At 66.7% G+C, this 21887-nt stretch carries 19 protein-coding genes and 2 pseudogenes; 10 read left to right on the top strand and 11 right to left on the bottom strand.

Annotation, left to right across the window (positions count from 1 at the left end; genetic code table 11):
* The 3 genes and pseudogenes from H531_RS13505 to H531_RS0110255 all read right to left on the bottom strand — a co-directional run.
* Window positions 1-639 (bottom strand): annotated as a pseudogene (locus H531_RS13505) (transposase); the annotation flags it as partial.
* Window positions 640-862: 223 nt separating this feature from the next.
* On the bottom strand, window positions 863-1072 hold the full coding sequence (locus tag H531_RS15135) for a CopG family transcriptional regulator (protein ID WP_022799259.1): 210 nt from the start codon (window positions 1070-1072) through the stop codon (window positions 863-865).
* 103 nt (window positions 1073-1175) lie between these two features.
* The gene (locus H531_RS0110255) at window positions 1176-1373 is read right to left on the bottom strand and encodes a hypothetical protein (RefSeq protein WP_022799258.1); all 198 of its coding nucleotides are present in this window, start codon (window positions 1371-1373) and stop codon (window positions 1176-1178) included.
* A 61-nt stretch (window positions 1374-1434) separates the two neighbouring features.
* On the opposite strand from H531_RS0110255, the gene H531_RS0110250 reads away from it, so the two are divergent.
* The 9 genes from H531_RS0110250 to hutH are packed head-to-tail and all read left to right on the top strand — an operon-like array spanning window position 1435 to window position 10741.
* Window positions 1435-2142: a GntR family transcriptional regulator gene (locus H531_RS0110250; protein WP_022799257.1), complete on the top strand. Its 708-nt coding sequence runs from the start codon at window positions 1435-1437 to the stop codon at window positions 2140-2142.
* Window positions 2139-3260, top strand: a complete 1122-nt coding sequence (locus H531_RS0110245; RefSeq protein WP_028490795.1) for an ABC transporter substrate-binding protein — start codon at window positions 2139-2141, stop codon at window positions 3258-3260. The genes H531_RS0110250 and H531_RS0110245 overlap by 4 nt, the downstream gene beginning before the upstream one ends.
* Before the next feature lie 9 nt (window positions 3261-3269).
* Window positions 3270-4133 (top strand): branched-chain amino acid ABC transporter permease, encoded by an 864-nt coding sequence (locus tag H531_RS0110240; protein WP_022799255.1) that lies wholly within the window; start codon window positions 3270-3272, stop codon window positions 4131-4133.
* Window positions 4134-4146: 13 nt separating this feature from the next.
* Window positions 4147-4959 (top strand): branched-chain amino acid ABC transporter permease, encoded by an 813-nt coding sequence (locus tag H531_RS13050; RefSeq protein ID WP_022799254.1) that lies wholly within the window; start codon window positions 4147-4149, stop codon window positions 4957-4959.
* Window positions 4956-5705, top strand: a complete 750-nt coding sequence (locus tag H531_RS15130) for an ABC transporter ATP-binding protein (RefSeq protein WP_022799253.1) — start codon at window positions 4956-4958, stop codon at window positions 5703-5705. Before H531_RS13050 ends, H531_RS15130 begins: the two co-directional genes overlap by 4 nt.
* Window positions 5692-6390 carry an ABC transporter ATP-binding protein gene (locus tag H531_RS0110225; protein WP_022799252.1) on the top strand — a complete coding sequence of 233 codons (699 nt, stop codon included), beginning with the start codon at window positions 5692-5694 and terminating at the stop codon, window positions 6388-6390. The genes H531_RS15130 and H531_RS0110225 overlap by 14 nt, the downstream gene beginning before the upstream one ends.
* A 9-nt stretch (window positions 6391-6399) precedes the next feature.
* Window positions 6400-8055: a urocanate hydratase gene (hutU, locus tag H531_RS0110220; protein ID WP_028490794.1), complete on the top strand. Its 1656-nt coding sequence runs from the start codon at window positions 6400-6402 to the stop codon at window positions 8053-8055.
* Window positions 8052-9230, top strand: coding sequence for an imidazolonepropionase (hutI, locus tag H531_RS0110215; RefSeq protein WP_022799250.1), 1179 nt, complete (start codon window positions 8052-8054; stop codon window positions 9228-9230). The genes hutU and hutI overlap by 4 nt, the downstream gene beginning before the upstream one ends.
* Window positions 9221-10741, top strand: a complete 1521-nt coding sequence (gene hutH / locus H531_RS0110210) for a histidine ammonia-lyase (RefSeq protein ID WP_022799249.1) — start codon at window positions 9221-9223, stop codon at window positions 10739-10741. The genes hutI and hutH overlap by 10 nt, the downstream gene beginning before the upstream one ends.
* On the opposite strand, the gene speB is transcribed toward hutH, so the two are convergent.
* From speB to H531_RS0110180, 6 genes are all read right to left on the bottom strand, one after another.
* Window positions 10733-11665, bottom strand: coding sequence for an agmatinase (gene speB, locus H531_RS0110205; protein ID WP_022799248.1), 933 nt, complete (start codon window positions 11663-11665; stop codon window positions 10733-10735). The genes hutH and speB overlap by 9 nt on opposite strands.
* Before the next feature lie 223 nt (window positions 11666-11888).
* Window positions 11889-12551 (bottom strand): response regulator, encoded by a 663-nt coding sequence (locus tag H531_RS0110200; protein ID WP_028490796.1) that lies wholly within the window; start codon window positions 12549-12551, stop codon window positions 11889-11891.
* Window positions 12491-13831, bottom strand: coding sequence for an ATP-binding protein (locus tag H531_RS14865; protein ID WP_022799247.1), 1341 nt, complete (start codon window positions 13829-13831; stop codon window positions 12491-12493). The genes H531_RS0110200 and H531_RS14865 overlap by 61 nt, the downstream gene beginning before the upstream one ends.
* An 18-nt stretch (window positions 13832-13849) precedes the next feature.
* On the bottom strand, window positions 13850-14956 hold the full coding sequence (locus H531_RS0110190; RefSeq protein WP_022799246.1) for an ABC transporter ATP-binding protein: 1107 nt from the start codon (window positions 14954-14956) through the stop codon (window positions 13850-13852).
* Window positions 14957-14967: 11 nt separating this feature from the next.
* A complete protein-coding gene (locus H531_RS0110185; protein ID WP_022799245.1) occupies window positions 14968-16665 on the bottom strand; it encodes an ABC transporter permease in 1698 nt (565 codons plus the stop codon).
* A gap of 9 nt (window positions 16666-16674) precedes the next feature.
* Window positions 16675-17751: an ABC transporter substrate-binding protein gene (locus tag H531_RS0110180; protein ID WP_028490791.1), complete on the bottom strand. Its 1077-nt coding sequence runs from the start codon at window positions 17749-17751 to the stop codon at window positions 16675-16677.
* A gap of 938 nt (window positions 17752-18689) precedes the next feature.
* On the opposite strand from H531_RS0110180, the gene H531_RS0110175 reads away from it, so the two are divergent.
* Window positions 18690-19673, top strand: a complete 984-nt coding sequence (locus tag H531_RS0110175) for a TAXI family TRAP transporter solute-binding subunit (protein WP_022799243.1) — start codon at window positions 18690-18692, stop codon at window positions 19671-19673.
* A 4-nt stretch (window positions 19674-19677) separates the two neighbouring features.
* Here H531_RS0110175 and H531_RS13950 read toward each other — a convergent pair whose 3' ends face one another.
* Together H531_RS13950 and H531_RS13500 are read right to left on the bottom strand one after the other, a co-directional pair.
* Entirely contained in the window at window positions 19678-20148 is a 471-nt protein-coding gene (locus H531_RS13950) for a histidine phosphatase family protein (RefSeq protein ID WP_022799242.1), read from the bottom strand.
* Window positions 20141-21762 (bottom strand): annotated as a pseudogene (locus H531_RS13500) (SSO2105 N-terminal domain-containing protein). Before H531_RS13500 ends, H531_RS13950 begins: the two are co-directional and overlap by 8 nt.
* Window positions 21763-21887: the final 125 nt, after the last annotated feature.

The following is a 21887-nucleotide window of genomic DNA, read 5'->3' as shown; positions in this document are numbered from 1 at the left end:
CCACCAACCCCAAGGCCAGATGGGCCAGCAACCTGGCCCTACGCCAGTGCCGATGCCCCGTCCACCCCAGTTCCTGCTGAAGCCCCCGGAAAATCTCCTCAATCGCTTGCCGCAACCGGTAGATCTCCCTCATCCCCACGGCAAAGGCCAGGCCCCGCAGCCTCCCCGCCTTCACCCAACGGGTCCCCCCATGCCTCCTGAGCTGAACACCGTTCAGCACACGGTTAGACCTGAGTCTCGTGACAAAAGACCAGCCATGGGCATGGAACCACTCCAAGACCTGCCTCGCCGTGTACCAAGCATCAAACAGTACGCCTTCCGGCTGAAAGCCCTGCTCCTCCGCCCACTCCAGCAGGGCCAGGGCCAGATCCAGCTTGCTCTCCTCCCCGAAGTAGGGTAGGAAGGCCAGGGGAATCCGCCGCTTCCCGTCCGTCCAGGCCAGCACCCCCAGGGACAGCCCAAACACCCAAGCCCCCGTAGAGGTGTCCCGGGTCTTCTTCAGGCCCAGCTTGCCTGAGCGGTAGCGCTGGATGAGGACGTCATCAAGGATAAGGTAACCTCGGCTAGGGCGGAGGTATTGATGGGGCTTTGAGCTAAAGCTTCTAGAGCGCGCAGAAGAGGCCGTGGTATCCTCTCCATTGGGCCTCCCTAGTCACCGGAGGCCCATTTTATCGGGGATCTTCAGCCCCGCGTAAGTCCAGTACCCCATCAGGTGGCACCCCTTAGCTTCTCTCTTGGGGCGGTCCAAAATTGGGGCAGCACTTTACCCGGACTCCCGTGAAGAGGGCTTTCACCGCCTCCGCTCCTGGCTCTTCCGGGTCGTAGCGCTTCACCAGGGCAGAGGTGTCCAGGTAGGGAGGGATCAGCGCCCCTGCTGGTCCTCGAGGACCGCCTCCGAGAGGCCAATCCGCCGCCCGGCCACCCGTTCCAGGTAACGGCGGTAGGCCTCCTCCTCCGGGAGGAGGTCCAGGGCAAGGCGGAGGACTTCCGCCTCGGTGCGCCCCGTGGTACGGGCCAGGCGCTTCAGCTTGGCCTCCTCCTCGGGGGTGAGGTGGACCTGTTTGCGTAGCATACGGGGTTATTGTACGTCGCCCTGGTACGGGGAAAGAAGAACATGCGCCCGCCGCCCTCCGAGGCCTTGGGCTATGAGCGCTCTCGAGCCCGGGTGCCGCCTTTCAGGCGGGATGCCCTTTGAAAAGCCCCACGCCTCGAGGACTAGCTTCCTCCCGCCGTGTGCAGTACTCCCCGTTGCGCTTGAGGTCCTTCTCCTTGAGGACCCGGAAGGTCTCGCTGGGGAAGAGGGCCCGGGGGATGGCCTCGAGCCGAGGAGGCCCCCCGGCCCAAAGCCCTCCACCCCCTGGGCCTGGAGGCAAACCCCCAAGGGCTTGACAAGCGGGGGTAACCTGTGGTGTTGTATATACAACTAAACGGGTCATGGCGCACAAGTACGTGGAGGTCAAAGAGGCGTTGCTTCGGGAGATCAGAGTGGGCAAGCTCAACGGCGAGCTCCCTTCGGAAGAGGCCCTCGCCCAGCGCTTCTCGGTTAGCCGCATGACTGCCCGTAGGGCTTTGGAGGAGCTGGCCGCAGAAGGCTGGTTGGAGCGGGGCAGGGGCCGCCGTAGCCGACTTGCGCAGTTGCGTTTCGGACAGGGGTTTTTCCGCGTCCGCCCTTTCTACCGTTTTGCAGAGAGCGTAGGGGCCCGGCCCTCCACACGCCTCCTAGCGGCTGGGCCGGCCAAGCCTCCGGCCACTGTGCAGGAACGGCTGGGCACCTCGGACACCATCCGCATCGAGCGGCTCCGTTTCCTTAACGATGACCCCGTGATGCTGGAGGTCCGCTACCTGCGGATGGACCTTTGCAGTAGCATCCTCGAGCACGATCTGGAGGCGGAGTCCATCCACGAGATTCTCGTTCGCAACCTTAACTTGCCCCTAACCCAAGTCTGGCAGCGCCTCGAGGCCACCTCCCTCAGGGGCAGGGTGGCCCGACTTCTGGGCGTTCCCCACCGAACCCCTGGCTTTAGGCTGGAACGGGTGACCTTCACCTTCGACACACCCGTTACCTGGGTTGAGTACCGGATGAGGGGGGACCGGTACTACTTTGAGGACGTTTTTTCCCCCCAAAGGGAGGTGCAGGAATGAGGCGAGTTGGGTTCGTGCTGTTCTGGCTTTTGGGCGCGGCGTTGGCCCAGGGGATCAAGGTGGGGGTGCTCGCGCCCCTCTCGGGTCCGGCGGCGGCGGACGGCAAGAGCGTCCTCTCGGGCATTCAGATTGCCGCCGACGAGATCAACGCCTCTGGGGGCCTTCTCGGGCGCAAGATCGAGTTGGTGGTCTACGACGACCAGGCCGACCCCCGCCTTGCCGTGAACTTTGCCCGGCGGCTGATCGAGCTGGACAAGGTGGCCTTTATCATCGGCGGGTCCTACAGCGGGGCCAGCCTGGCCGCAAGCCCGGTGGCCAACGAGGCTCAGGTGCCCTTCATCGCGGCTTACGCGGTGCATCCCGACATCACCCACGGGAAACCTTACGCCTTTCGCATGGGCCTCCTCGGGCCCGTCCAGGGACGGGTGGGGGCTTTTCTGGCCCATCGCCTGGGGGCCAAGCGGGTGGCCATCCTGAGCATCCAGAACGACTTCGGCCGCTCCCTGGAGCAGGGGTTTAGGGACCAGGCGGCCAAGCTGGGCCTCGAGGTGGTCTTCAGTGAGGTGTACCCCCCCGGGAACCAGAACTTCTCCCCTCTTCTTGCCCGGCTCAAGGCCAGCGGTGCCCAGGCGGTCTACGCCAGCGGTTACTACGCCGAGGCCGCCAACCTGGTGCGCCAGGCCAGGTCCCTCGGGCTGGACATCCCAATCATTGGGCAGGAGGGCTACGACTCGCCCAAGTTCATCGAGCTGGCGGGCCCGGCAGCCGAAGGGGTGTACATCACCACCACCCTGGACCGGGACAGCCAGAGCCCCGAGGTCCGGGGCTTTCTTCGCAAGTACCAGGAGCGGACGGGCCTCCCCGCGGACATGGTAGGGGCCTCTGGGTACGCGGCTTTGAAGGTGATGGCCCAAGCGGCTCAGCGAGCCGGAGGCCTTGACGGGACGGCCCTGCGTCGCGGGCTCCTGGGGCTTATCAACCTTGAGACCGCCGTGGGCAAGATCTTCTTCTTCACCAGCCAGGGCGACCCCGTCAAGTCGGCCACCGTCCAGGTGGTCAAAAACGGCCAGTTTCGCCGCTTCCTCAACGTAACCGACCTGACCCTCCTGAAACCCTAAGGGGGAACCTTGGACCTTTTCACGCTGACGGCTCTCTTGGGCGATGGGCTGGCGGTGGGTTCCATCTATGCGCTCACGGCCCTGGGGCTCACGCTGGTCTACGGTCTTCTCCGGGTGCTCCACGTGGCCCATGCGGGGGTTTACGCGGTCGGGGCCTACGCTGGGTGGTGGGCCTTCCAAAAGACGGGGAGCTTCGGGCTGGCCCTGGGCACGGGCGCCGTGGCGGCGGCCCTCCTCGGCCTCTTTCTGGAGACGTGGTTCTACCGGCCCCTCCTGTCCCGTCCGCCCCACGTGGCCCTCATCGGCTCCATAGGCCTTTTCCTGGCCGTGGGCGATCTCCTGCGCATCCTCTTCGGGCCCTACCAGCAAAGCCTTCCCGTCCTGGCGCCCACCCCCGTGGTAGGCATGCTCACCGCACCCCAGCTGGTCGTGGTGGGGGCAACGGCGGTCCTGCTGCTCGGGGTCTACTTCCTCGTGGAGCAGACCCGCTTGGGCCTGGGCTGGCGCGCCATGGCCCAGGACGCCCAGACCGCGGCCGCCTTGGGGGTGGACCTTCCCCTGATGAGCCGCTTGGCCTTTTTGGCCGCCTCGCTCCTGGCGGGCTTGGCCGGGGTGCTGGTGGGCGCCTACTACAACCAGGTTTACCCCACCATGGGGGCGGTGCTGGCCTACAAGGGCCTGGCCATCGTGGTCCTGGGTGGGCTGGGAAACCTCTGGGGCACGGTGGCTGCCGCCCTGCTTCTGGGTCTTTTGGAGTCGCTGGCAGTGGCCTACCTGGGCCACCGCTTTCCGCCGGAGGGCGTGGCCTTCGTGGCTCTGATCCTGGTGCTCCTCTTTCGGCCTCACGGGCTCTTCAGCCGGGCAAGGCGGTAAAGGAGGTGCGGGCATGTACGTGGTTACCATCCTCCAGCTCCTGCTGATCTATGCCCTCCTGACCCTTTCCCTCAACTTGGTGGTTGGGCTCGCCGGTCAGGTCAACCTGGGACACGCGGCCTTCTTCGGGATCGGGGCCTATGTGGGGGGCACCCTGCTGAAGGCGGGAGCCCCCTTTCTTTTAGCCCTTGTGGCCGGGGCGGTAGCCGCCATGGCCCTGGGCCTGGTGTTGGGAGCGGTCAGCCTCCGCCTGCGGGGGGACTACTTGGCCATCGCCACCATCGCCTTCAACTTCGCCGTGGTGGCTGCCTTCCTCTACACCCCCTACTTCGGTGGAGCCTACGGCTTGAGCGGCATCCCGCGAAGCATGGCTCCCAGCACCTACTTGCTCGCCCTTCTGGTAGCCTTCGGTCTTGTCGTCTTCATTCATGAACGGGTCCGAAACTCGGAAAGCGGCTACGCCCTCGTGGCCTTGCGCGACTCGGAGGTGGCGGCCGAAGCGCTTGGCCTCAGCGTGGCCCGGTTCAAGCTGGTGGCCTTCGCCTTGGCCACCGGCCTAGCAGGGGTGGCTGGCGTGTTCTACGCGGCTTACATCGGTACCCTGCGGCCCGAGGACTTCGGGTTTCCGCTTTCCGTAACGCTGATCGCCATGCTGGTGGTCGGCGGAATGGGGGGTCTCTGGGGACCCATTCTCGGTGCCTTCCTCCTCGGGGGCTTCGCCCAAGCCTTCGCCTTCGTTCACGACTACCAGGCCGTCCTTTATGGCCTCCTCCTGGCCTTGGTCATGCGGTACCGCCCCCAGGGGATCTTGGGGAGGGTCTCGTGACCTTGCTGGAAGGGCGTGGCTTAACCCGGCGCTTCGGGGGACTCGTCGCGGTAAACCGGGTAGACATCCAGGTCCGCCAGGGGGAGGTCTTGGGCCTTTTCGGCCCGAACGGCGCGGGCAAGACCACCCTCTTCAACCTCCTGGCGGGGACCATCCCCCCCTCGGAAGGCCAGGTCTACCTGGAGGGGCGTGAGGTCACCCACCTGCCCGCCTACCGGCGCGCTCAGTTGGGCCTCGCCAGGACCTTCCAGATCGTCCAGCCCTTCCGCTCCTTGACCGCCTTGGAGAACGTCCTTGTGGCCTTGGCCAGGGACAGCTTCCGCAGGCTCCTGCCCCTCGGCAGGCTGGCGACCCCGGAGCGGCAGGCCAAGGCCCTGGCCCTGCTGGAGCAGGTGGGGATCGCAGACTTCGCCCATAGGAACGTATCCCAGGTGCCGCTAGGGGTTTTGAAGCGGCTGGAGGTGGCCCGGGCCCTGGCCCTGGAACCCAAGGTTCTGCTCTTGGACGAGCCGCTGGCGGGCCTTACCTTCAAGGAAGCGGAGGAGGTGCTGGGGGTGGTGACCGCCTTAAGGGGACGCATCGCTGTGGTCTTGGTGGAACACCACGTGCACCTGGCCCTGCCGGTCTGCGACCGGGCCCTGGTGCTGGACCGGGGTACGGTCATCGCCCAGGGCGGGCCTGACGCCGTGCGCTCGGATCCCCGGGTGATTCAGGTGTATTTGGGGGAAGAGGATGCTCCAGCTTGAGGGCGTTTCCGTGCACTACGGAATGGTCCAAGCCGTGGCCGGCGTGGACCTTCAGGTGGCTCCTGGGGAGTGGGTGGCGGTGATCGGCGCCAACGGGGCGGGGAAGACCTCCCTCCTGCGAGGGATCATGGGCCTGGCGCAAACCTCGGGGAAGATCCTCTGGCAGGGGATGCGCCTGGATCGCCTTCCCCCCTGGCACCGGAGCGCCCTGGGTATCGGGTATGTGCCCGAGGGGCGCGGCGTCTTCGCCGACCTCACGGTGGAGGAGAACCTCCGGCTGGGCGGTTACCGCCTGGGCAGGCAGGCCCTCCGGGAAGGGCTGGACCGGGTATACGCCATCCTTCCCCTGCTGGCCGAGCGGCGGCGGCAGCTGGCGGGCACCCTTTCCGGGGGGGAGCAACAGCTTCTGGCCTTGGGGAGGGCGCTGGTGTCCCGGCCCAGGCTGCTGCTCGTGGACGAGCCCTCATGGGGGCTGATGCCCAAAATGGTGGCCCAGGTCTTCAGCACCCTTGCCCACCTCCACCGGGAGGGGATGGGCATCCTCATGGTGGAGCAGAACGCCCGCAAGGCACTTGTGTACGCCCAACGCGGCTATGTCATGGAGCTGGGCCGGGTGGCCCTCCAGGGGCCTGCGGGGGAGCTAAGGCGGCATCCGCGGGTTTTGGAAGCGTACATAGGGGGGTAGAGAAGACGTATGCGTCGGTTGGTGCGCGCGCCGAGAGGCAGTGACCGTACGGCTAAAGGCTGGATTCAGGAAGCGGCCAAGCGGATGTTGATGAACAACCTGGATCCCGAGGTCGCCGAGAAGCCAGAGGAGCTCATCGTGTACGGGGGGCGGGGAAAGGCGGCCCGGAGCTGGGAGGATTTCGACCGCATCGTTCGCGTCTTGGACCGCTTGGAGAACGAGGAAACCCTTCTGGTGCAGTCGGGTCGGGCCGTGGGGGTTTTTCGCACCCACGAGCTGGCTCCACGGGTGATCATCGCCAACTCTAACCTGGTCCCGCGCTGGGCCACGTGGGAGGTCTTCGACGAGCTGGAGAGGCAAGGCCTCCTCATGTACGGCCAGATGACGGCGGGAAGCTGGATCTACATCGGCACCCAGGGCATCCTGCAAGGCACGTACGAGACCTTTCTGGCGGCAGCCCGAAAGCACTTTGGCGGCAGCCTGCGCGGTACCGTGACCGTGACCGCTGGCCTGGGGGGGATGGGCGGGGCCCAGCCTTTGGCCGTGACCCTGAACGAGGGCGTGGCCCTCGTCGTGGAGGTGGACCCCGGGCGGATCCGCCGCCGCCTGGAAACGGGCTACCTGGACACCTGGACGGCCAGCCTCGAGGAAGCCCTCCGTTGGGCGGAGGAGGCACGGAGGCAGGGCAGGGCCCTTTCCATCGGCCTTTTGGGAAACGCTGCCGAGGTGCTGCCGGAGATGGTCCGCCTCGGCTTCACCCCCGACTTGGTCACAGACCAGACCTCGGCCCACGATCCCCTCTACGGCTACGTCCCGCCCCTGAAGGCGGACGAGGACCCCGGGGAGCTGCGGCAGAAGGATCCCGAGGGGTACAAGGCCCGGGCCCTCGAGGCCATGGCCCGCCACTGCCAGGCCATCGTGGAGATGCAGCGCCGGGGAGCGGTGGCCTTCGATTACGGCAACAACCTGAGGGCGATGGCCAAGTTGGGCGGCTTCGCCGACGCCTTCAGCTATCCGGGCTTTGTCCCTGCCTTTATTCGGGATCTCTTCTGCGAGGGCAAGGGTCCTTTCCGCTGGGTGGCCCTCTCCGGCGATCCCGAGGACATCTACCGCACCGACCGGGCTGTACTGGAGCTGTTTCCGGAGGACGAGGGCCTGAAGCGGTGGCTCACGGAAGGGGTTAAGCGGTTCCGTTTCCAGGGGCTCCCGGCCCGCATCTGCTGGCTGGGCTACGGGGAACGGGATAAGGCGGGGCTCCGGTTCAACGAGATGGTGCGGAAGGGGGAACTCAAGGCCCCCATTGTCATCGGCCGGGATCACCTCGACGCCGGGAGCGTGGCCAGCCCCTTCCGCGAAACCGAGGCCATGCGGGACGGATCGGATGCCATCGCGGACTGGCCCCTTCTCAACTTCGCCCTCAATGCCGTTTCTGGGGCCGGGTGGGTGAGCTTCCACCACGGGGGAGGAGTGGGCATGGGCTACAGCCTGCACGCGGGCCAGGTGGTGGTGGCCGACGGCAGCGAGGAGGCCGGCTTCCGCTTGGAACGGGTCCTCACCAACGACCCCGGAACCGGGATCATGCGCCACGCCCATGCCGGCTACGAGAAGGCCAAGCGGGTCGCCAGGGAGCGGGGGGTAGACCTCTGCGGTTGGGAAGAGCCGTGAAGGTTTTTCGGGGCATCCGCGAGCTTCTTTCCCCCTTCGCCCGCTACCGGGGAGCGGCCCTGGCCGTGCGGGAGGGACGGGTGGCGTGGGTGGGGCCGGAGGGCGAGCTTCCCGAGGCCTTCGCCTCCTGGCCCCAGGAGGACCTCGCTGGGGCCAGCGTGGTCCCGGGCTTGGTGGACCCCCACACCCACCTGATCTACGCGGGCGACCGCTACGAGGAGTTCCTGCGCCGTTCGCTGGGGGAGCCCTACGAGGCCATCCTCCAGGCCGGGGGGGGCATCTACGAGACCGTCCGGGCCACGGTTCAAGCCGAAGATGAGGCGCTCTTGTCCTCGGTCCAGGCGCGGGCCAGGAGCCTATTGACCCACGGGGTAACCTCCCTGGAGATTAAGAGCGGCTACGGGCTTGAGCCCGAGGCGGAGCTGCGGCTCCTCAGGCTCATCCGCCGGCTAGAGGAGAGGGTGCCGCAGCGGGTCTTCGCCACCCTGCTAGCCCACGCGGTGCCCCGAGGGTGGACGCGGAAGGCCTACGTGCGGGCGCTGGTGGAGGAGGTTCTCCCCCAGGTGGCCCGGGAGCACCTGGCCCTCATGGCCGATGTGTTCTGTGACCAGGGAGCCTTCACCGTGGAGGAGGCAGAGGTCCTTTTGAGCAGCGCTAAGGGCCACGGCCTGAGGGTGAGGCTCCACGCGGAACAGATCGCCCGGACCGGAGCCTCCCAGCTGGCCGCACGCCTTCAGGCCCTTTCTGCAGACCACCTGGAGATGGCCACGCTGGAGGATCTCTCCTCCTTGGCAGAGGCGGGGGTGGTGGCGGTTCTCCTGCCCGGGGCTGCGCTCTCCCTGAAAAAACCCCTCCCCCAAGCCGCTCTTCTGCGCCAGGCCGGGGTAAGGGTGGCGCTGGCCAGCGACCACAACCCGGGCACGAGCCCCCTCCTCAACCCCTGGCTCACCATGGCCCTGGCGGTGCACGTGGTAGGGTTGAGTGCGGAAGAGGCCTTGGTGGCCCACACCGCCCACGCTGCTCTGGCCCTGGGCCGTCCGGAGCTGGGAAGGCTCGAGCCGGGGGCCGTGGCCGACTTTGTAGCCCTACAGGCGCCGCCCTTGGATCCCATCTACCGCTTCGGCGAGCATCCGCCCCTTGCGGTCTACATCGGAGGGGAGCGGGTATGGTTCTAGTGGGCGAGCTCCTGAACCTGGGCAGCATCCTGGCCGTGGCCCGGGACGGACGGACCGTGGGGCTGGCCCAAGGGGCGCGGGAGCGGCTGGAGCGGTGCCGGGCCTACGTGGAGCGCCTCCTGCGGGAGGGGCGGAGGGTCTACGGCGTCACCACGGGCTTCGGCCGCCTGGCCCAGGTGCGGATTCCCCCCTCAGAGGCCCGGTCCTTGCAGCGCAACCTCCTCCTCTCCCACGCCATGGGGGTCGGGGAAAACCTGCCCCGGGACGTGGTCCGAGCCATGCTTCTCCTACGGGCTCAGAGCCTGGCCCTGGGGCACAGCGGGGTGCGCCCCGAGGTGGTGGAGCTCCTCTTGGAGATGCTGAACCGGGGGGTTCACCCCGTGGTTCCTGCCCAGGGCTCGGTGGGGGCCAGCGGGGACCTGGCGCCTTTGGCCCACCTGGCCTTACCCCTCCTCGGGGAAGGGTTTGCCGAGTACGGCGGGGAGGTACTCCCAGGCGGGGAGGCTTTGCGCCGAGCAGGGCTCTTCCCTATCCAGCTCGAGGCCAAGGAGGGGCTGGCCCTCATCAACGGCACCCAGGCCATGACCGCCCTTGGGCTTCTGAGCCTGGCCGATGCCTTGAGGGCGGTCAAGGTGGCGGACGTGGCCCTAGCCATGAGCCTAGAGGCCATCAAGGGTTCGCTGCGGCCCTTCTTTCCCCAGGTGTTCCGCTTGCGCCCACACCCTGGGGCGGCGCGCGTGGGGGAGAACGTGCTGAAGCTCTGCCAGGGCAGCGAGATCATGCGCTCCCACGAGAACTGCCCTAAGGTTCAAGACCCCTACAGCTTCCGCGCCGCCCCGCAGGTCCACGGTGCCAGCCGCGATGCGCTGGAGCACGCCTTGGAGGTGCTGCTCCGGGAGGCCAACGCCGTAACGGACAACCCCCTCCTCTTCCCGGAGGAGGACCTGGTGCTCTCCGCCGGCAACTTCCACGGGCAACCTGTGGCCCTGGCCATGGACTACGCCAAGATAGCCCTGGCGGAGCTGGCCAGTATCAGCGAGCGGCGGACGGAAAAGATGCTGGACCCGGCCTTCTCCGGCCTGCCCGCCTTCCTGGCGGCCCAGGGGGGGCTCCACTCTGGCCTCATGATCAGCCAATACACCGCAGCCAGCCTGGTCTCCGAAAACAAGGTGCTGGCCCACCCGGCCAGCGTGGACTCCATCCCCACCAGCGCCAACCAGGAGGACCACGTCTCCATGGGCACCACGGCTGCCCGCCACGCCCGCATGGTCCTGGAGAACCTGCGCCACGTCCTGGCCATAGAGGTCCGGGTAGCCCTGGAAGCCTTGGAGTACCACCGGCCCCTCCGGGCGGGAAAGGGGGTGGAGGCGGCCCGCCAGGCCCTGCGGGAAATAATCCCGCCCCTCACGGAGGACCGCTTCCTGGCCCCGGACCACGCCCGGGTCCACGCCTTGCTTTTCAGCGGCGATCTCCTAGCCGAGGTAGAGGCAGCAGTGGGCCCCTTAGCGTGAGGCCCTGTCCCACCAGAGGGCGAGGAGGTCAGCCAGTAGCCGCGCGGCCACCAAGGAGGATAGGCCAGTGGGGTCCAGGTTGGGGGCCAGCTCGACTAGGTCCACACCGATGAGCTCATTCCGGTCTACCACCCCCTCCAAAAGGGCAAGGGCTTCGCTGTAGCTCAACCCCTCCACCTCGGGGCTGCTGGTCCCAGGCAGCAGGGCGGGATCGAGCACGTCCACGTCGAAGCTTACATACACCCGTTCACCCTGGGGAAGGAGCCGCTTTACGGCCTCTACGTCCCGACGGACTGCCTGGGCCGAAACCAGAATGTGGCCCCGGTCCTTGGCCGCTCGGTAGGCCTCAGGGCTCATGCGAAGGCCGCGGAGGCCGATGCAGGTGATCCCCTGGAGGCCCGGGAGTTCCTCCACCGCCCTGCGGAAGGGGCTGGAGTTGGAGTAGCGGGTTCCGTTCCGTTGGTCGCTGAAGTCCAGATGGGCGTCCAACTGGACGATGAAGAAAGGCTCGTCCGTGTACGCACGCAGCACCGGCAGGGTGACGGAGTGGTCGCCCCCCACGAAGACGGGGAGGCGAACCCTGCTCCGGAGAGCCCGGGCGGCCTCGGTGATGCGGCGAAAGCTTTCCTGGTACTCCAACTGGGCCGGGTCTACGTCCCCAGCGTCCACCACCCGAGCTCCACGGAGACGCACACCCCGTCCCGGATCGAAAAAGCCCTCATCTGGATGGAAGGCGTAGCGGGCGCTGGCCTCCCGGATGGCGCTCGGGGCGAAGCGGGCGCCTGGCCGAAAGCCCACGGCGAAGTCGTAGGGTAGGCCCAAGAGGGCCACATCGGCCTCCCAGGTGGCCTCTAGGGGAAGATAGGGGGCCTTAAAGAAGGTATGGGGGCCAGTGAAGGTCAGCTCGCCTGCGCGCACGTGCACGCCCACAGATTAACCCAAGTTGGCCTCTATCTCTGGGGCTGCAACATCGTCGCCGGGTGGGGTGGAAGAGGGCGGGGAAGGGGCAGTGGGAGTTCACCTGGAATTGGGGCCGGCTGGCGGGCAGTGCTTTTCCTGCCAGCGTGTCCCGAGGCCGGGCGAGAGGCGCTCGCCGGCGTTGCGGGGGGCCAGGGCGGGAACGCGGTACCCGGAGCGCTAGGCTTCATCAACCGCCCCCAGGGACTTCTAGGCGGTAGGCCCGGGAAGGCCTACCTGGTTTCCCATGACGTACCTCGGCCTGCAGCCAACCCTCTTGGCGGAGAGTCTCCAGGTAGCGCCACGCAGTGACCCGGGAAAGGCCCAGAGCCTCTGCCACCTCCTCCACGGTGAGGGCGACGCCTCCCCGGAGGATGGCGAGGACCTGCCCCAGGGTCAGGGGGTCTAGACCTTTGGGGGCCTGCCTGCGTCCCAGAAGGCGGTCCACGTCCGCCTGGGAGATCTCCTTCTTGCCCTTGAGGTTTTGGAAAGCGCGGAACCGGATCAAGGCCTCCCTGATCCGGGAGCGCCCGAAAGGCTTCACCAGGTAGTCCATGGCCCCACCCAAGAGGGCCCGCTCCACCGTGGGCACGTCCTTGGCGGCGGTGATGACCACGGTATAAATCCCCTGCAGGGCCGGTAGGAGCTCCAGTCCGTGGCCGTCAGGGAGATAGAGGTCCAGGAGAACCAGATCGGGGCCTTCTTCTAGGAGGGCCCAGGCCTCTCGAAGGCTTCCCGCGATCCCCACCACGCCGAGCCCCTCCTCCTCTAGAAAGGCCCGATGGAGGTTGGCTATCCGCTGGTCGTCCTCCACGATGAGGGCTCGGGCAGGCTCAGCCAAAAAACCGTCCATCCCTCCCTCCTATGGTAGCCCACCTCGCCCCCCAGGGCCCGCGCCTGGGCCCGGGCCAAGGCGAGGCCGTACCCCCGACCCGCGCCCCGGCCGCTCGCCCCGGGGAGGAAAGGGGCTTCCTTCCCCTCGGGAAGGCCGGGTCCGTCGTCAAGGACCTCCACCCATAGCCTTTCCCCCTCTAGGAAACGGAGGCCCACCTCACTTTGGGCCGCCTCGAGGGCGTTTTCCAGGAGGTGGCCGAGGATGCTGGCCAGGCTTTCGCCCATAGGGGCGAAGCGAGCGGGGAGCCTTCCCTCGAGGCGGAAGCCGAGGCCCCGCTCCCGCGTCCGGCGCACCTTGCCGAGGAGCAGGGCGGCCACCAGGGGCACCTCCACCCTGCGGAGGAGGCTTTCCAGCTCCTTCTCGGCCGCGAGCTCCCCTTGGACGAGGTGCAGGGCTTCCTCCGCCCGACCGAGCTCCAGGAGCCCACCGAGGACGTGGAGGAGGTTTTGAAACTCGTGGGCCTGGGCCCTTAGGAGCTCCAGGTGGCGGCGGCTTTGGGTGAGCTCCTCCGCCAGGCGCAAAAGCTCGGCCTGCTCCTGAAAGACGGCGATCCGCCGGTTCCCGAACCCGAGGAGCCGGACCCGCCCCGGCCGGCCCGTGGGCAGGGGCAGGTAGGCCTCGCCCTCCTCCAGGTGGTCCGCCAGGGCAGGCCACACCCGGCGCAAGGGAAGAGGGGGCAGGGCCCCGGGCGGTAGGCCCAAAAGGGCCAGCCCCTTGGGGTTGAGGAGGACCACCTCTTGCCCCTTGAGCACGGCCACCCCCTCCTCGAGGCTGGCGAAGGCCGCGGTCAGGTCGGCGAGCCGCTCCCTTGCTTCGTTAAAGGGCGCCCCCAGCGCCCGGCGGACGTCGCCCTCGGACCTTATCCAGGCCCAAAGGCAGGCCAGGAGGGCAAGGCCTAGGGGAAGGAGAGGGGAGGGCAGAAAGAAAGGGTAAACCCGCGCCACCTCCAGGCTTCCTCCGGGCCGGGGGTGCGCCGCCCAGATCAGGATGCCCCGGGTCGTCACCTCCGCCCCTGAGGCCCTCTCGCCCCAAAGGGGGGCGGCCTCCCTAGGGCGCGCCGTGAGCCGCACCCCCAGCCGTGAAAGGACCTCAGGGTGGGAAAGCTTAGCCGCCGCCTCCGCCAGGGCCTCCGCTTCCTCCAGGGCTGAGGCCACGAGGTGGCGGTGGGCCTCGAGGCCCATCCCCAGCCAAAGGCCGAAGGCCAGCGCCAGCACCGGAAGCCAAATTGCCCGGGCCACAAGCGCATTATGCGCGGCTTACCCGGGGTAGACCAGGGCGGATTCCGGGTCCACGGCGAGCCGCACCCGGGCCTCGCCCAGGGGAAGCGGGCTGGAGAAGCGGAGCATGGCGTCCCCGGCCCGCACCCAATGCTCATAGTGGCTTCCCAGGTAGAGGCTATGGGCCAGGGCGCCTTCCAAGGCGTTCACCTCTCCTGCTCCCGCCGGGCGCAGGGCCTCGGGCCGAAGGACGAGCTTGGCGAGCCTTCCCGGGACCAGGGTTCCCATGGCCCGGGCCCGCAAGGGGAAGCCCGCAAGCTCCAGGCGGGCCAGGGGTCCCTCGAGGCCCACCACCAGGACTTCCACCACGTTGGGGTTGCCCAGGAAGTCCGCCACGAAGAGGGTCTTCGGGTTGCGGTAAAGCTCCTCCGGGGTGCCCACCTGCTCCATCCGACCCTCGTTCAGGAGGGCGATGCGGTCGGCGATGGCCATGGCCTCTCCCTGGTCATGGGTCACGAAGAGGGCGGCCTTGCCCGTGGCCTTCAGGGTTTCCCTAAGCCACACGCGGGCTTGGTCGCGGAGCTTGGCGTCCAGGTTGGAAAGGGGCTCGTCCAGGAGGAGGAGCTTGGGGTCGTAGGCCAAGGCCCGCGCCAGGGAAACCCGCTGCTGCTGCCCCCCGGAGAGGGCTCCCGGGTAGCGGCGCTCAAGCCCCGTGAGCCCCAACCGGTCCAAAAGGGCAAGCACCCGCTCCCGCACCTCCCTTTCCGGCACCTTCCGGAGCCTTAGACCGTAGGCCACGTTCTCGTAGACGGTGCGGTGGGGCCAGAGGGCGTAGGACTGGAAGACGAGGCCCAGGTTCCGCCGCTCCGGGGGCAGGAACACCCCCTTCCTCCCATCAAAGAACACCTCCTTGCCGAGGAGGATCCTCCCCCCGGAGGGGCGCACCAGCCCCGCCACCGCCCGGAGGAGGGTGGTCTTGCCCGAGCCCGAAGGCCCCAGGAGGGCCAGGATCTCCCCGGGCGCTACGGCCAAGTCCACGCCCTTGAGGACGAGGCTCTCCCCGAGGCGCACCTCGAGGGCCTCCACCCTAAGCGCTTCCGCCGAAGCGGTCGCGGCCTCTTGCTCCTCAGGCGTTCTGTGGGCCATGGGTTTACCCCTCAAAGCCCTTGGGGCCTCACCCCAAGCCGGCTCGCCAGGAGGAAGACGCCGCTCACGATGAGGACCTGCAGGCTGGAAAGGGCGGCGATGACGTCCACCGCCCCGGTGCCCCACAGGGCCACGATCTGGGCCCCCAGTACCTCGGTGCCCGCCGTCATCAGGTAGACCCCGGTGGAGTACTCCCGCACGAACTGGATGAAGAGCAGGAACCAGGCGGTGAGGATTCCCCCCTTGAGGAGGGGGAGGGTGCCGTGGAGGAAGGCCCGGGTGGGGGAGGCCCCGGCGATCCTGGCCGCCTCCTCCACCTCCCGGCCCACCTGAAGGAGGGCGGCCGTGAGGAGCCTCACCCCGTAGGGCATCCAGACCACCGTGTAGGCCAAGAGGAGGGCGAAGAGGGTGTTGCGCCAGGGAGCGATGGGTTTGAAGAAGAGGAAGATCCAAAGGAAGGCGAGCCCCAGGATGAGGCCGGGCACCGCCCGGGGGAGGCCGGCCAGGTAGTCCAGCACGCGCCCAAAGCCCTTGCCCCGCTGGATGCCCAGGGCCACGAGGAGGTAAAAGGCCAGGGCCAGGATGCCCCCGAAGGTGGCCACCCAGAGGGTGTTGGTCACCGCCCGGCTCAGGTTGGGGAGCTGGAAGACCTCGGCGTAGTGCCCCAGGGTGAACACCTCCCGCAGGTCCACACCCGGACCCCAGCTCGTGACCAGGCTGCGGAACACGACCCCGAGCACGGGAAGGACCACGGCGACCAGGAGATAGACGGCGAGGAGGAGGGCCCACAGGTAGCGAAGCCGCCCCAAGGGGAGCCTCTCGGTGCGGTACCCCCGGGCCCCGATGGCCACGTACCGCCCCTCCATGCGCCCCACCAGGTAGCGCTGCAGGAGCACCAGGGTGAAGGCGATGAGGACGATGAGGACGCTCACCGCCGCCATGAGGTGGTAGGCCGAGGTTCCGATGATGGCGGTGAGACGGTAGAGGTAGGTGGTGACCACCAGGATCCCCTTGGCGTCCCCCAGGACCAGGGGGAGGCCGAACAGCTCAAAGCCGAGAAGAAGCATAAGGGCCCCGCTGTAGACCAAAGCAGGGCGCACCAGGGGAAGGGTGACGGAAAGGGCCACCTGGTAGGGCCTAGCCCCTGTGACCCTGGCGGCTTCCTCGAGGGAGGCGTCCACGTTCTGGATGGTGCTCGCCACGTAGAGGTAGACGTAGGGCACGTGGGTGAGCCCCGCGATCACGGCGATGGCCGGGAGGGTGTAGATGGTCCAGGGCACCCGGCCGAAGAGGGATTCCACCCAGCCGGCAACGACCCCCGAGGGCCCGAAGGCCACGATGAAGCCGATGCCCAGGATGATGGCGGAGATGAAGATGGGGGCGAGAAGCAAGAGCTCAAAGAGCCGGGCGAAGGGGAGGTCGGTCTTGGTGACCAGGAAGGCGAAGAGGCTCCCCAGGGGTACGGCGATCCCGACCATCCCCAGGCCGATCAGGGAGGAGTTCTTGAGGGCCTCGAGGAAGTAGGGATCGTGGAGGACGTAGCGGTAGGCCTCGAGGGCGAAGCGCTTGGCCGGAGCGAAGAAAGGGGCGGTAAGGAGGCTCTGGTAGACCAGGATCCCTATCGGGGCGAGAACCAGGATCCCAACCGCCAGGGTAAGAAAGAGAAGCGGCCAGGGGAGAGAGAGGACACGAGAAACCCTCTGCACCATGCCCCGTCCCTACTGGCCCCGGACGGCCTGCCGCCAGAAAGTAAGGAAGCGCATCCTCTCCGTGGGGTCCAGGTTCTTGAGAATCTCCCTGGCAACCGGGATGGCGTACACCTTGTCCTTGCCGCCCACCGCCTTGTAGAGGGCCTGCGGTGTGGCCTCGCCCACCACCGATTCGCGGCGGGCAAAGATGAGGGCGGTGTAGGCCATGAGGTTCTGACCGCGGAGGGAGAGGAGATAGTCCAGGAAGAGCTTGGCGGCGTTGGGATGGGCCGCCCGCTTGTTGATGAAGGCCACCCGTTGGATGGCGACCGTGCCGTCCGTAAGGTAGGCGATCCCCAGGTCCTTCACCGTGCGCTGCCTCAGGAGGGCGTAGGAGCCGAAGAAGCCGTAGGCCAGGTAGTGCTCGCCCGAGATGACCTTCTCAAATGCGGCCCCGGTGGAGGAGTAGAGGCCGGCTTGGGCCTTGCCAAAGGCCCGGGCCAGGTCCTGGAAGGCGGGGAAGCGGTCGTACTCCGCCTTGAGGAAGGTAAAGCCCACGGCGCTCCGTTCGGGGTCCCAGGTGGCCACCCGTCCCCGCATCCGCGCTTCCTGGAGAAGCCGCGCGAGGCCTTCCCTCGTGGTGGGTACCTCCTCGGGCTTGAGGAAGCGCTTGTTGTAGACCACCACCTCGGGCTCGAGGGTGGTTCCGTAGGCGAGGTTCTCCAGGCGGGCGTTGGCGGGCCAGTTCTTGGCCTCCGGGGAGTCATAGGGAAGGGCGTAGCCCTCGGTGGCCAGCTTTACCTGGAGCTCCATAGCGCTGGACCAAAGAAGATCAGCGCTTTGAGCCCCGGCAGCCGTTTCGCTTACAAAGCGGTCGTAGATGGCCTGGGTACCTAGGTCGTTGTACTCAAGTTGAATAAAAGGGTAAAGCTTGCGGAAGTCAGCCAGAAGCGCCTGGGCGCTGGACTGATCCGTGGAAGAGTAGATGATAAGGCGTCCCTCCTTCCTAGCTGCTTCCACAACCTGGGGATCTGAGGCGGGCCGGGACTGTTGGGCCAGAGCCAAGGCCGCCGTTACGGTCAAAAACCAAACAACCACTTGCCGCATGGCGTTCACCCCCTTATTGGGCGAGACAAAGTTTAGCGAAGTGTTTCGGCTCTTGACAAGGTTTGTTGCCTTTCTTTCTCGTTCGTCCCCAGCCACACTAAGTGCGCTGAATAGCTCCACGTGGAGGACATGCGCGACGGCCTTTCACAGGACTCGGTGGACGGCGTTCTCGGACCGTGTTCAGACAGGGGGACTGGGATACCAGGATGAAGGTGTAGGCCGCTATGAGGGCTCGGGTCAAGGAAAAAAGGGTACTCAAAACTTGCACTTCTGCACCCGGGGCATGCTTGTGCGCTTGGGCCACCTGAAAGGGGCCGCCGGAATCCCGTCGGATGAGGGGTGCCATGACCCAAGCGGCCCTGTTCCTACTTTGCACCCTCTTGGCCTTTTGCCAACCCCCACGTCCAGGAATCCCTAAAGGCTTCTCCAAGGCCAGACCCCAGCACAGTAAGGTCAAGTCCGGCTTCCGCCCTCTCCCGCTTCCGCAATCGGTACCCCGGCCTACCCGGGTCCTCATCCCTAGGGCGAGAAGGTGCCTCAGGAAGCCTTGGACCGGGCTGGGAGGAAATGAGACCCTAAGCCCCTCCGGGACGCACCGGTTTCGGGTGCTCTCCTTGCTGGCCTACCTACTAGCCCACTGGGTGGGGGCGCGGCGGGAGGGGAGCTGCCGGCAGGCCAGGGAGCGAGCGGCGGGGGCCCGTAAGATGTTTCCCTGGCGGGAAAGCAGCTGTCCGAGCTGGTGGTTCAGGTGGCGATCCAGGAGCTCCACGTTCTGGGCCTAGGGCCGCCGGGCAGAGGGGGCGAAGGTTTATGCGAGAGGTGCGAGTTTGAGTGGGAGTCAGAGCAACCCCGACTTGACCGTTGGCACTTGAAGGGTGCGTTGGGAGCTTGCCAGAAAGGGGCTATCCCCTTAAGCTTGAGCGCAAAGGAGGAACCCGATGCGGTCTTTGGCGCTTGTGCTTTTACTTCTCGGTGTAGGGGTTGCGCAAAAACCTCAGGTGGTCGTCGGAACCGGGGGCGTAGGGGGAGTGTACTTCTACTATGGCACTGCCCTAGCGGAGATCCTTAGTAAGAGCGGGGTTGCCCAGGCCCAGGCCATCCAGTCCGGGGGCTCCATTGAGAACCTGCTGCTTCTCCGGGATCGCACTGACCCTAACCGCAACCTCTACTACTGCGGCACGGTTCTTCCTGACGCCGCCCTCATGGCTTTTTTGGGGGAAGAGCGTTTCCAGGGAAAGCCATCTCCGGTGCGAATCCTCTTCACCATGTATCCGAACTACTTTCATGTGGTCGCTACTGAGGACAGCGGCATCCGAGTCCTCCAAGACCTCAAGGGTAAGCGAGTTTCCACCGAGGTGCCGGGCGGGATTATCGAATATGAAGCCCGCATCTTGATGAGCGCTGCGGTTCCCGGGTTTGATCCCCGTACGTACTTCAGCAAGTGGGAGCGGGTAAGGGTGGCGGAAAGCGCGCAGATGCTTTCGGAGGGGACGCTGGACGCCTTCTTTTGGTCGGGCGGGCTTCCCACAGGGAGCCTTTTGGAGCTTTCCGGAAGCCTTGCCCGTAAGGGCAAGCGCCTCTCCCTTGTGCCGCTTCCCCCTCAGAGCACCCCGGTCCAGGTGCTCATGCGCCGCTTTCCGGGAGTGGTGGACACGGGCGTGATCCCTAGGGCGATCTACAACACCCGTTTTGACACGCCCACCGTGACTTTCTGGAACGTCTTCGTATGCCCTGCGAGCCTCCCCGATGATTTGGCCTACGCCATGGTGAAGGCTATCTTTGAAAATCTGCCCACGCTTCATGCCGCCGTGGCTCCTGCCCGGGATACCACGCTGGAGAATGCAGTCCGCTCCCGAGCAGGCAGGGTACCCTACCACGAGGGGGCGGTGCGCTACTTCCGGGAGAAAGGGGTATGGCGGTAAGGGCTCAGGGCCGGTACGCCTCCCACAGGGCCTCCATGGTGCTCCTGCGGTCCTCGGGCAGGGGATCGTAGGGGGTGAGGTTGTGGAGCCGGAGGAGGGCTTCCTCCTCCCCCAGGTCCAGGACGGAGAGGCCACAGGGGTGGACCTCGAGGGGCAGGAAGCCGGGCCTGCCGGTGAGGGCGTGGGTGAGGAGGGCCCGGATCACCCCCCCGTGGGCCACGAGGAGGAGGGTGTCCCAGGTTCGCTCCAGGAGGCGCCGGTAGGCGGCGAGGACGCGGTCCAGGAAGTCTTGGTACCGCTCCCCTCCCAGGAAGCGCTCCTCTAGGCTTTGGGGCCGGAAGGCCTCCCGGAAGGCCCGCTCCGGATCTGGCAGGTCCTTAAGCTTCCCCGGGCGGATCTCCCGGAACTCGGGCCAGGCCTCCACGGGCACGGACCGTCCCCCAAGCACCAGGGCCAGGGTCTCCTGGTTAGCCAAAGCGCACGTCTCTGCACGCCGACCCCCCACCAGGATGAGGGTCTCGGCCTGCCTGCAAGGCAGCCCTTTCGGGACTGGCCCACCTCTCCCACGATCCGTGTAGGATGGGCTTGAGAGGCGAGAGATCTCGCGGCACCTCGCGCCCAAGGAGAGGAAGGACGAGGCCTACTTTCAGGACCCGCCAGGGATGGGTGCCGAAAGCGCTCCTTCCGTCGGTAGACCCCTTCCGGCTCCTTGGCGAACCCTGAAAGCTTGCCTTCTGGCCCCTCCGGGGGCCAGGAAGGCTCGAAAGAAGGGAAAGGGCGGCTTTGGCCTTCCCCATCTCCCGGGAAAGCCTCCGCCTGAGGTAGGGGTTCCCCTCCGCCCTCTTGAGCTTCTCTAGCTCTTGAAGGCGGTCCTGGTAGAACCCCTCGGCGTGGGCGAGGAAGGATTCGTCTTGGAGAAGGGCTTCGTACCCCTTGGGAAGCCTCTCCTCAAGGCCAAGGGCCCGCCTTCCGATGACGAAAGCGGCGGCCACGTCCTTGGAGAGGGAAAGCTGGGGAGCGTACTTGAGCATTCCTATCGTGGAGGTGTCCTGGGGGTTCACCTCTAGAACCTCCACGCCCCGCCTTTGGGCGAGGGAGTGGATCTTCTCCAGGAGGGAGCGGTAGGCGAAGCGGTGCTGCTTCTTGCGGAAGTTCCGCCCCGAGCCATCGCCCCTCTTGGACTTCCTGAGGTATTTGAGCCTCTCGGTGGCGAGGCCCACCCCGTGCTCCTCCGCCAGGGCCACCACCTGGTGGGCGACCTTCCAGAGGAAGAGTTCCTTAGCTCCCTTGTTGGGAGCATGGTCCACCTCCTCCAGGGAGAGGGTGAGGTGGCGGACGAGGTTCCCATCAGGAGAGACCACGGTGAGGGCTAGGTGGTAGGGCTCGCTGTTCACGTCTATCCCGAGAACCCCGTTCGCTCTGGTGTGGAGGGGAGGGGGAAGGGCTTCGGGCCAGGAGAGGTGGGCATAGACCTTGCCTTCCCGCAGGGTGAGCTCGGTGTTGTAGGGGAGCCCCGTGTGAATCCTCTCCAGGAGGGCTTTGAGCTGGGGGTGGGAGGTCCTCACCAGGGCCCGGGCGAAGCGCTTCTCTTCCCCGAGGTGGACGAGGAGCCAAAGGGCGCTGCCCTCTATCTGGAGCTTGAAGTGAGGGTTGCCCCCCTTGGCCTTGTCCCCCTGGGTGTAGAGGTGGCCTTGCCTCTTCTCCTTCCACTCCCTCTTGAGCCGCTCCCGGTCTTTGCCCGAGAAGTGCTTGCGCTTCAGCTGCTCGAAGAGCCCTCTTCCGCCGAAGACCACCTTGCGGGGGTCGCTTCCGAGCTCCAGGGTGGAGTCTAAAACCGCCTGCGCTTTTTCAATGGCCCCGTCGGCGTAGCGGGTGTTGAGGCGGAAGAGAGTGCAGAGGGGGCCGCCCGCTTGACCTCCTTCCGGTCCTTGCCTTCAAGGAGGCGGTTGTAGGCGAACCTCACCGCGCTGGAGAAGCGGCGCATCAGGTCCAGGACCGCCCTCTCGTCCTTGGGGTCAGGGAAGACCAGGCGGGCTTGGACGCCGAGAAAGAGCTTTGTGGCTTCGCCTGTGGGCATCCCTGGGTTCATTTTATCCCCCTTTTGCCTCTTTCGCCGCCCTCTGCGGGCTTTTGTGCTTTTGGACGAAGCGAGCGTGGAGGAGAGGAAGTGTGTGGGCTACGGCCAAGAGGGCTTGCTTCTTTCGCTTGCCCCGG

This window comes from Thermus islandicus DSM 21543 (assembly GCF_000421625.1).
Lineage (GTDB): Bacteria > Deinococcota > Deinococci > Deinococcales > Thermaceae > Thermus > Thermus islandicus.
The sequence above is the reverse complement of the archived record's forward strand: the minus strand, read 5'-3'. Positions and strand labels throughout refer to the sequence as shown.

What these genes read in the sequence shown, in the direction of transcription:
- H531_RS15135 (WP_022799259.1), bottom strand. Translation starts at nt 1,072, where the DNA reads ATGCTACGCAAACAGGTCCACCTCACCCCCGAGGAGGAGGCCAAGCTG.
- H531_RS0110250 (WP_022799257.1), top strand. Translation starts at nt 1,435, where the DNA reads ATGGCGCACAAGTACGTGGAGGTCAAAGAGGCGTTGCTTCGGGAGATC.
- H531_RS0110245 (WP_028490795.1), top strand. Translation starts at nt 2,139, where the DNA reads ATGAGGCGAGTTGGGTTCGTGCTGTTCTGGCTTTTGGGCGCGGCGTTG.
- H531_RS13050 (WP_022799254.1), top strand. Translation starts at nt 4,147, where the DNA reads ATGTACGTGGTTACCATCCTCCAGCTCCTGCTGATCTATGCCCTCCTG.
- H531_RS0110225 (WP_022799252.1), top strand. Translation starts at nt 5,692, where the DNA reads ATGCTCCAGCTTGAGGGCGTTTCCGTGCACTACGGAATGGTCCAAGCC.
- hutU (WP_028490794.1), top strand. Translation starts at nt 6,400, where the DNA reads ATGCGTCGGTTGGTGCGCGCGCCGAGAGGCAGTGACCGTACGGCTAAA.
- hutH (WP_022799249.1), top strand. Translation starts at nt 9,221, where the DNA reads ATGGTTCTAGTGGGCGAGCTCCTGAACCTGGGCAGCATCCTGGCCGTG.
- H531_RS0110200 (WP_028490796.1), bottom strand. Translation starts at nt 12,551, where the DNA reads ATGGACGGTTTTTTGGCTGAGCCTGCCCGAGCCCTCATCGTGGAGGAC.
- H531_RS0110190 (WP_022799246.1), bottom strand. Translation starts at nt 14,956, where the DNA reads ATGGCCCACAGAACGCCTGAGGAGCAAGAGGCCGCGACCGCTTCGGCG.
- H531_RS0110185 (WP_022799245.1), bottom strand. Translation starts at nt 16,665, where the DNA reads ATGGTGCAGAGGGTTTCTCGTGTCCTCTCTCTCCCCTGGCCGCTTCTC.
- H531_RS0110180 (WP_028490791.1), bottom strand. Translation starts at nt 17,751, where the DNA reads ATGCGGCAAGTGGTTGTTTGGTTTTTGACCGTAACGGCGGCCTTGGCT.
- H531_RS0110175 (WP_022799243.1), top strand. Translation starts at nt 18,690, where the DNA reads ATGCGGTCTTTGGCGCTTGTGCTTTTACTTCTCGGTGTAGGGGTTGCG.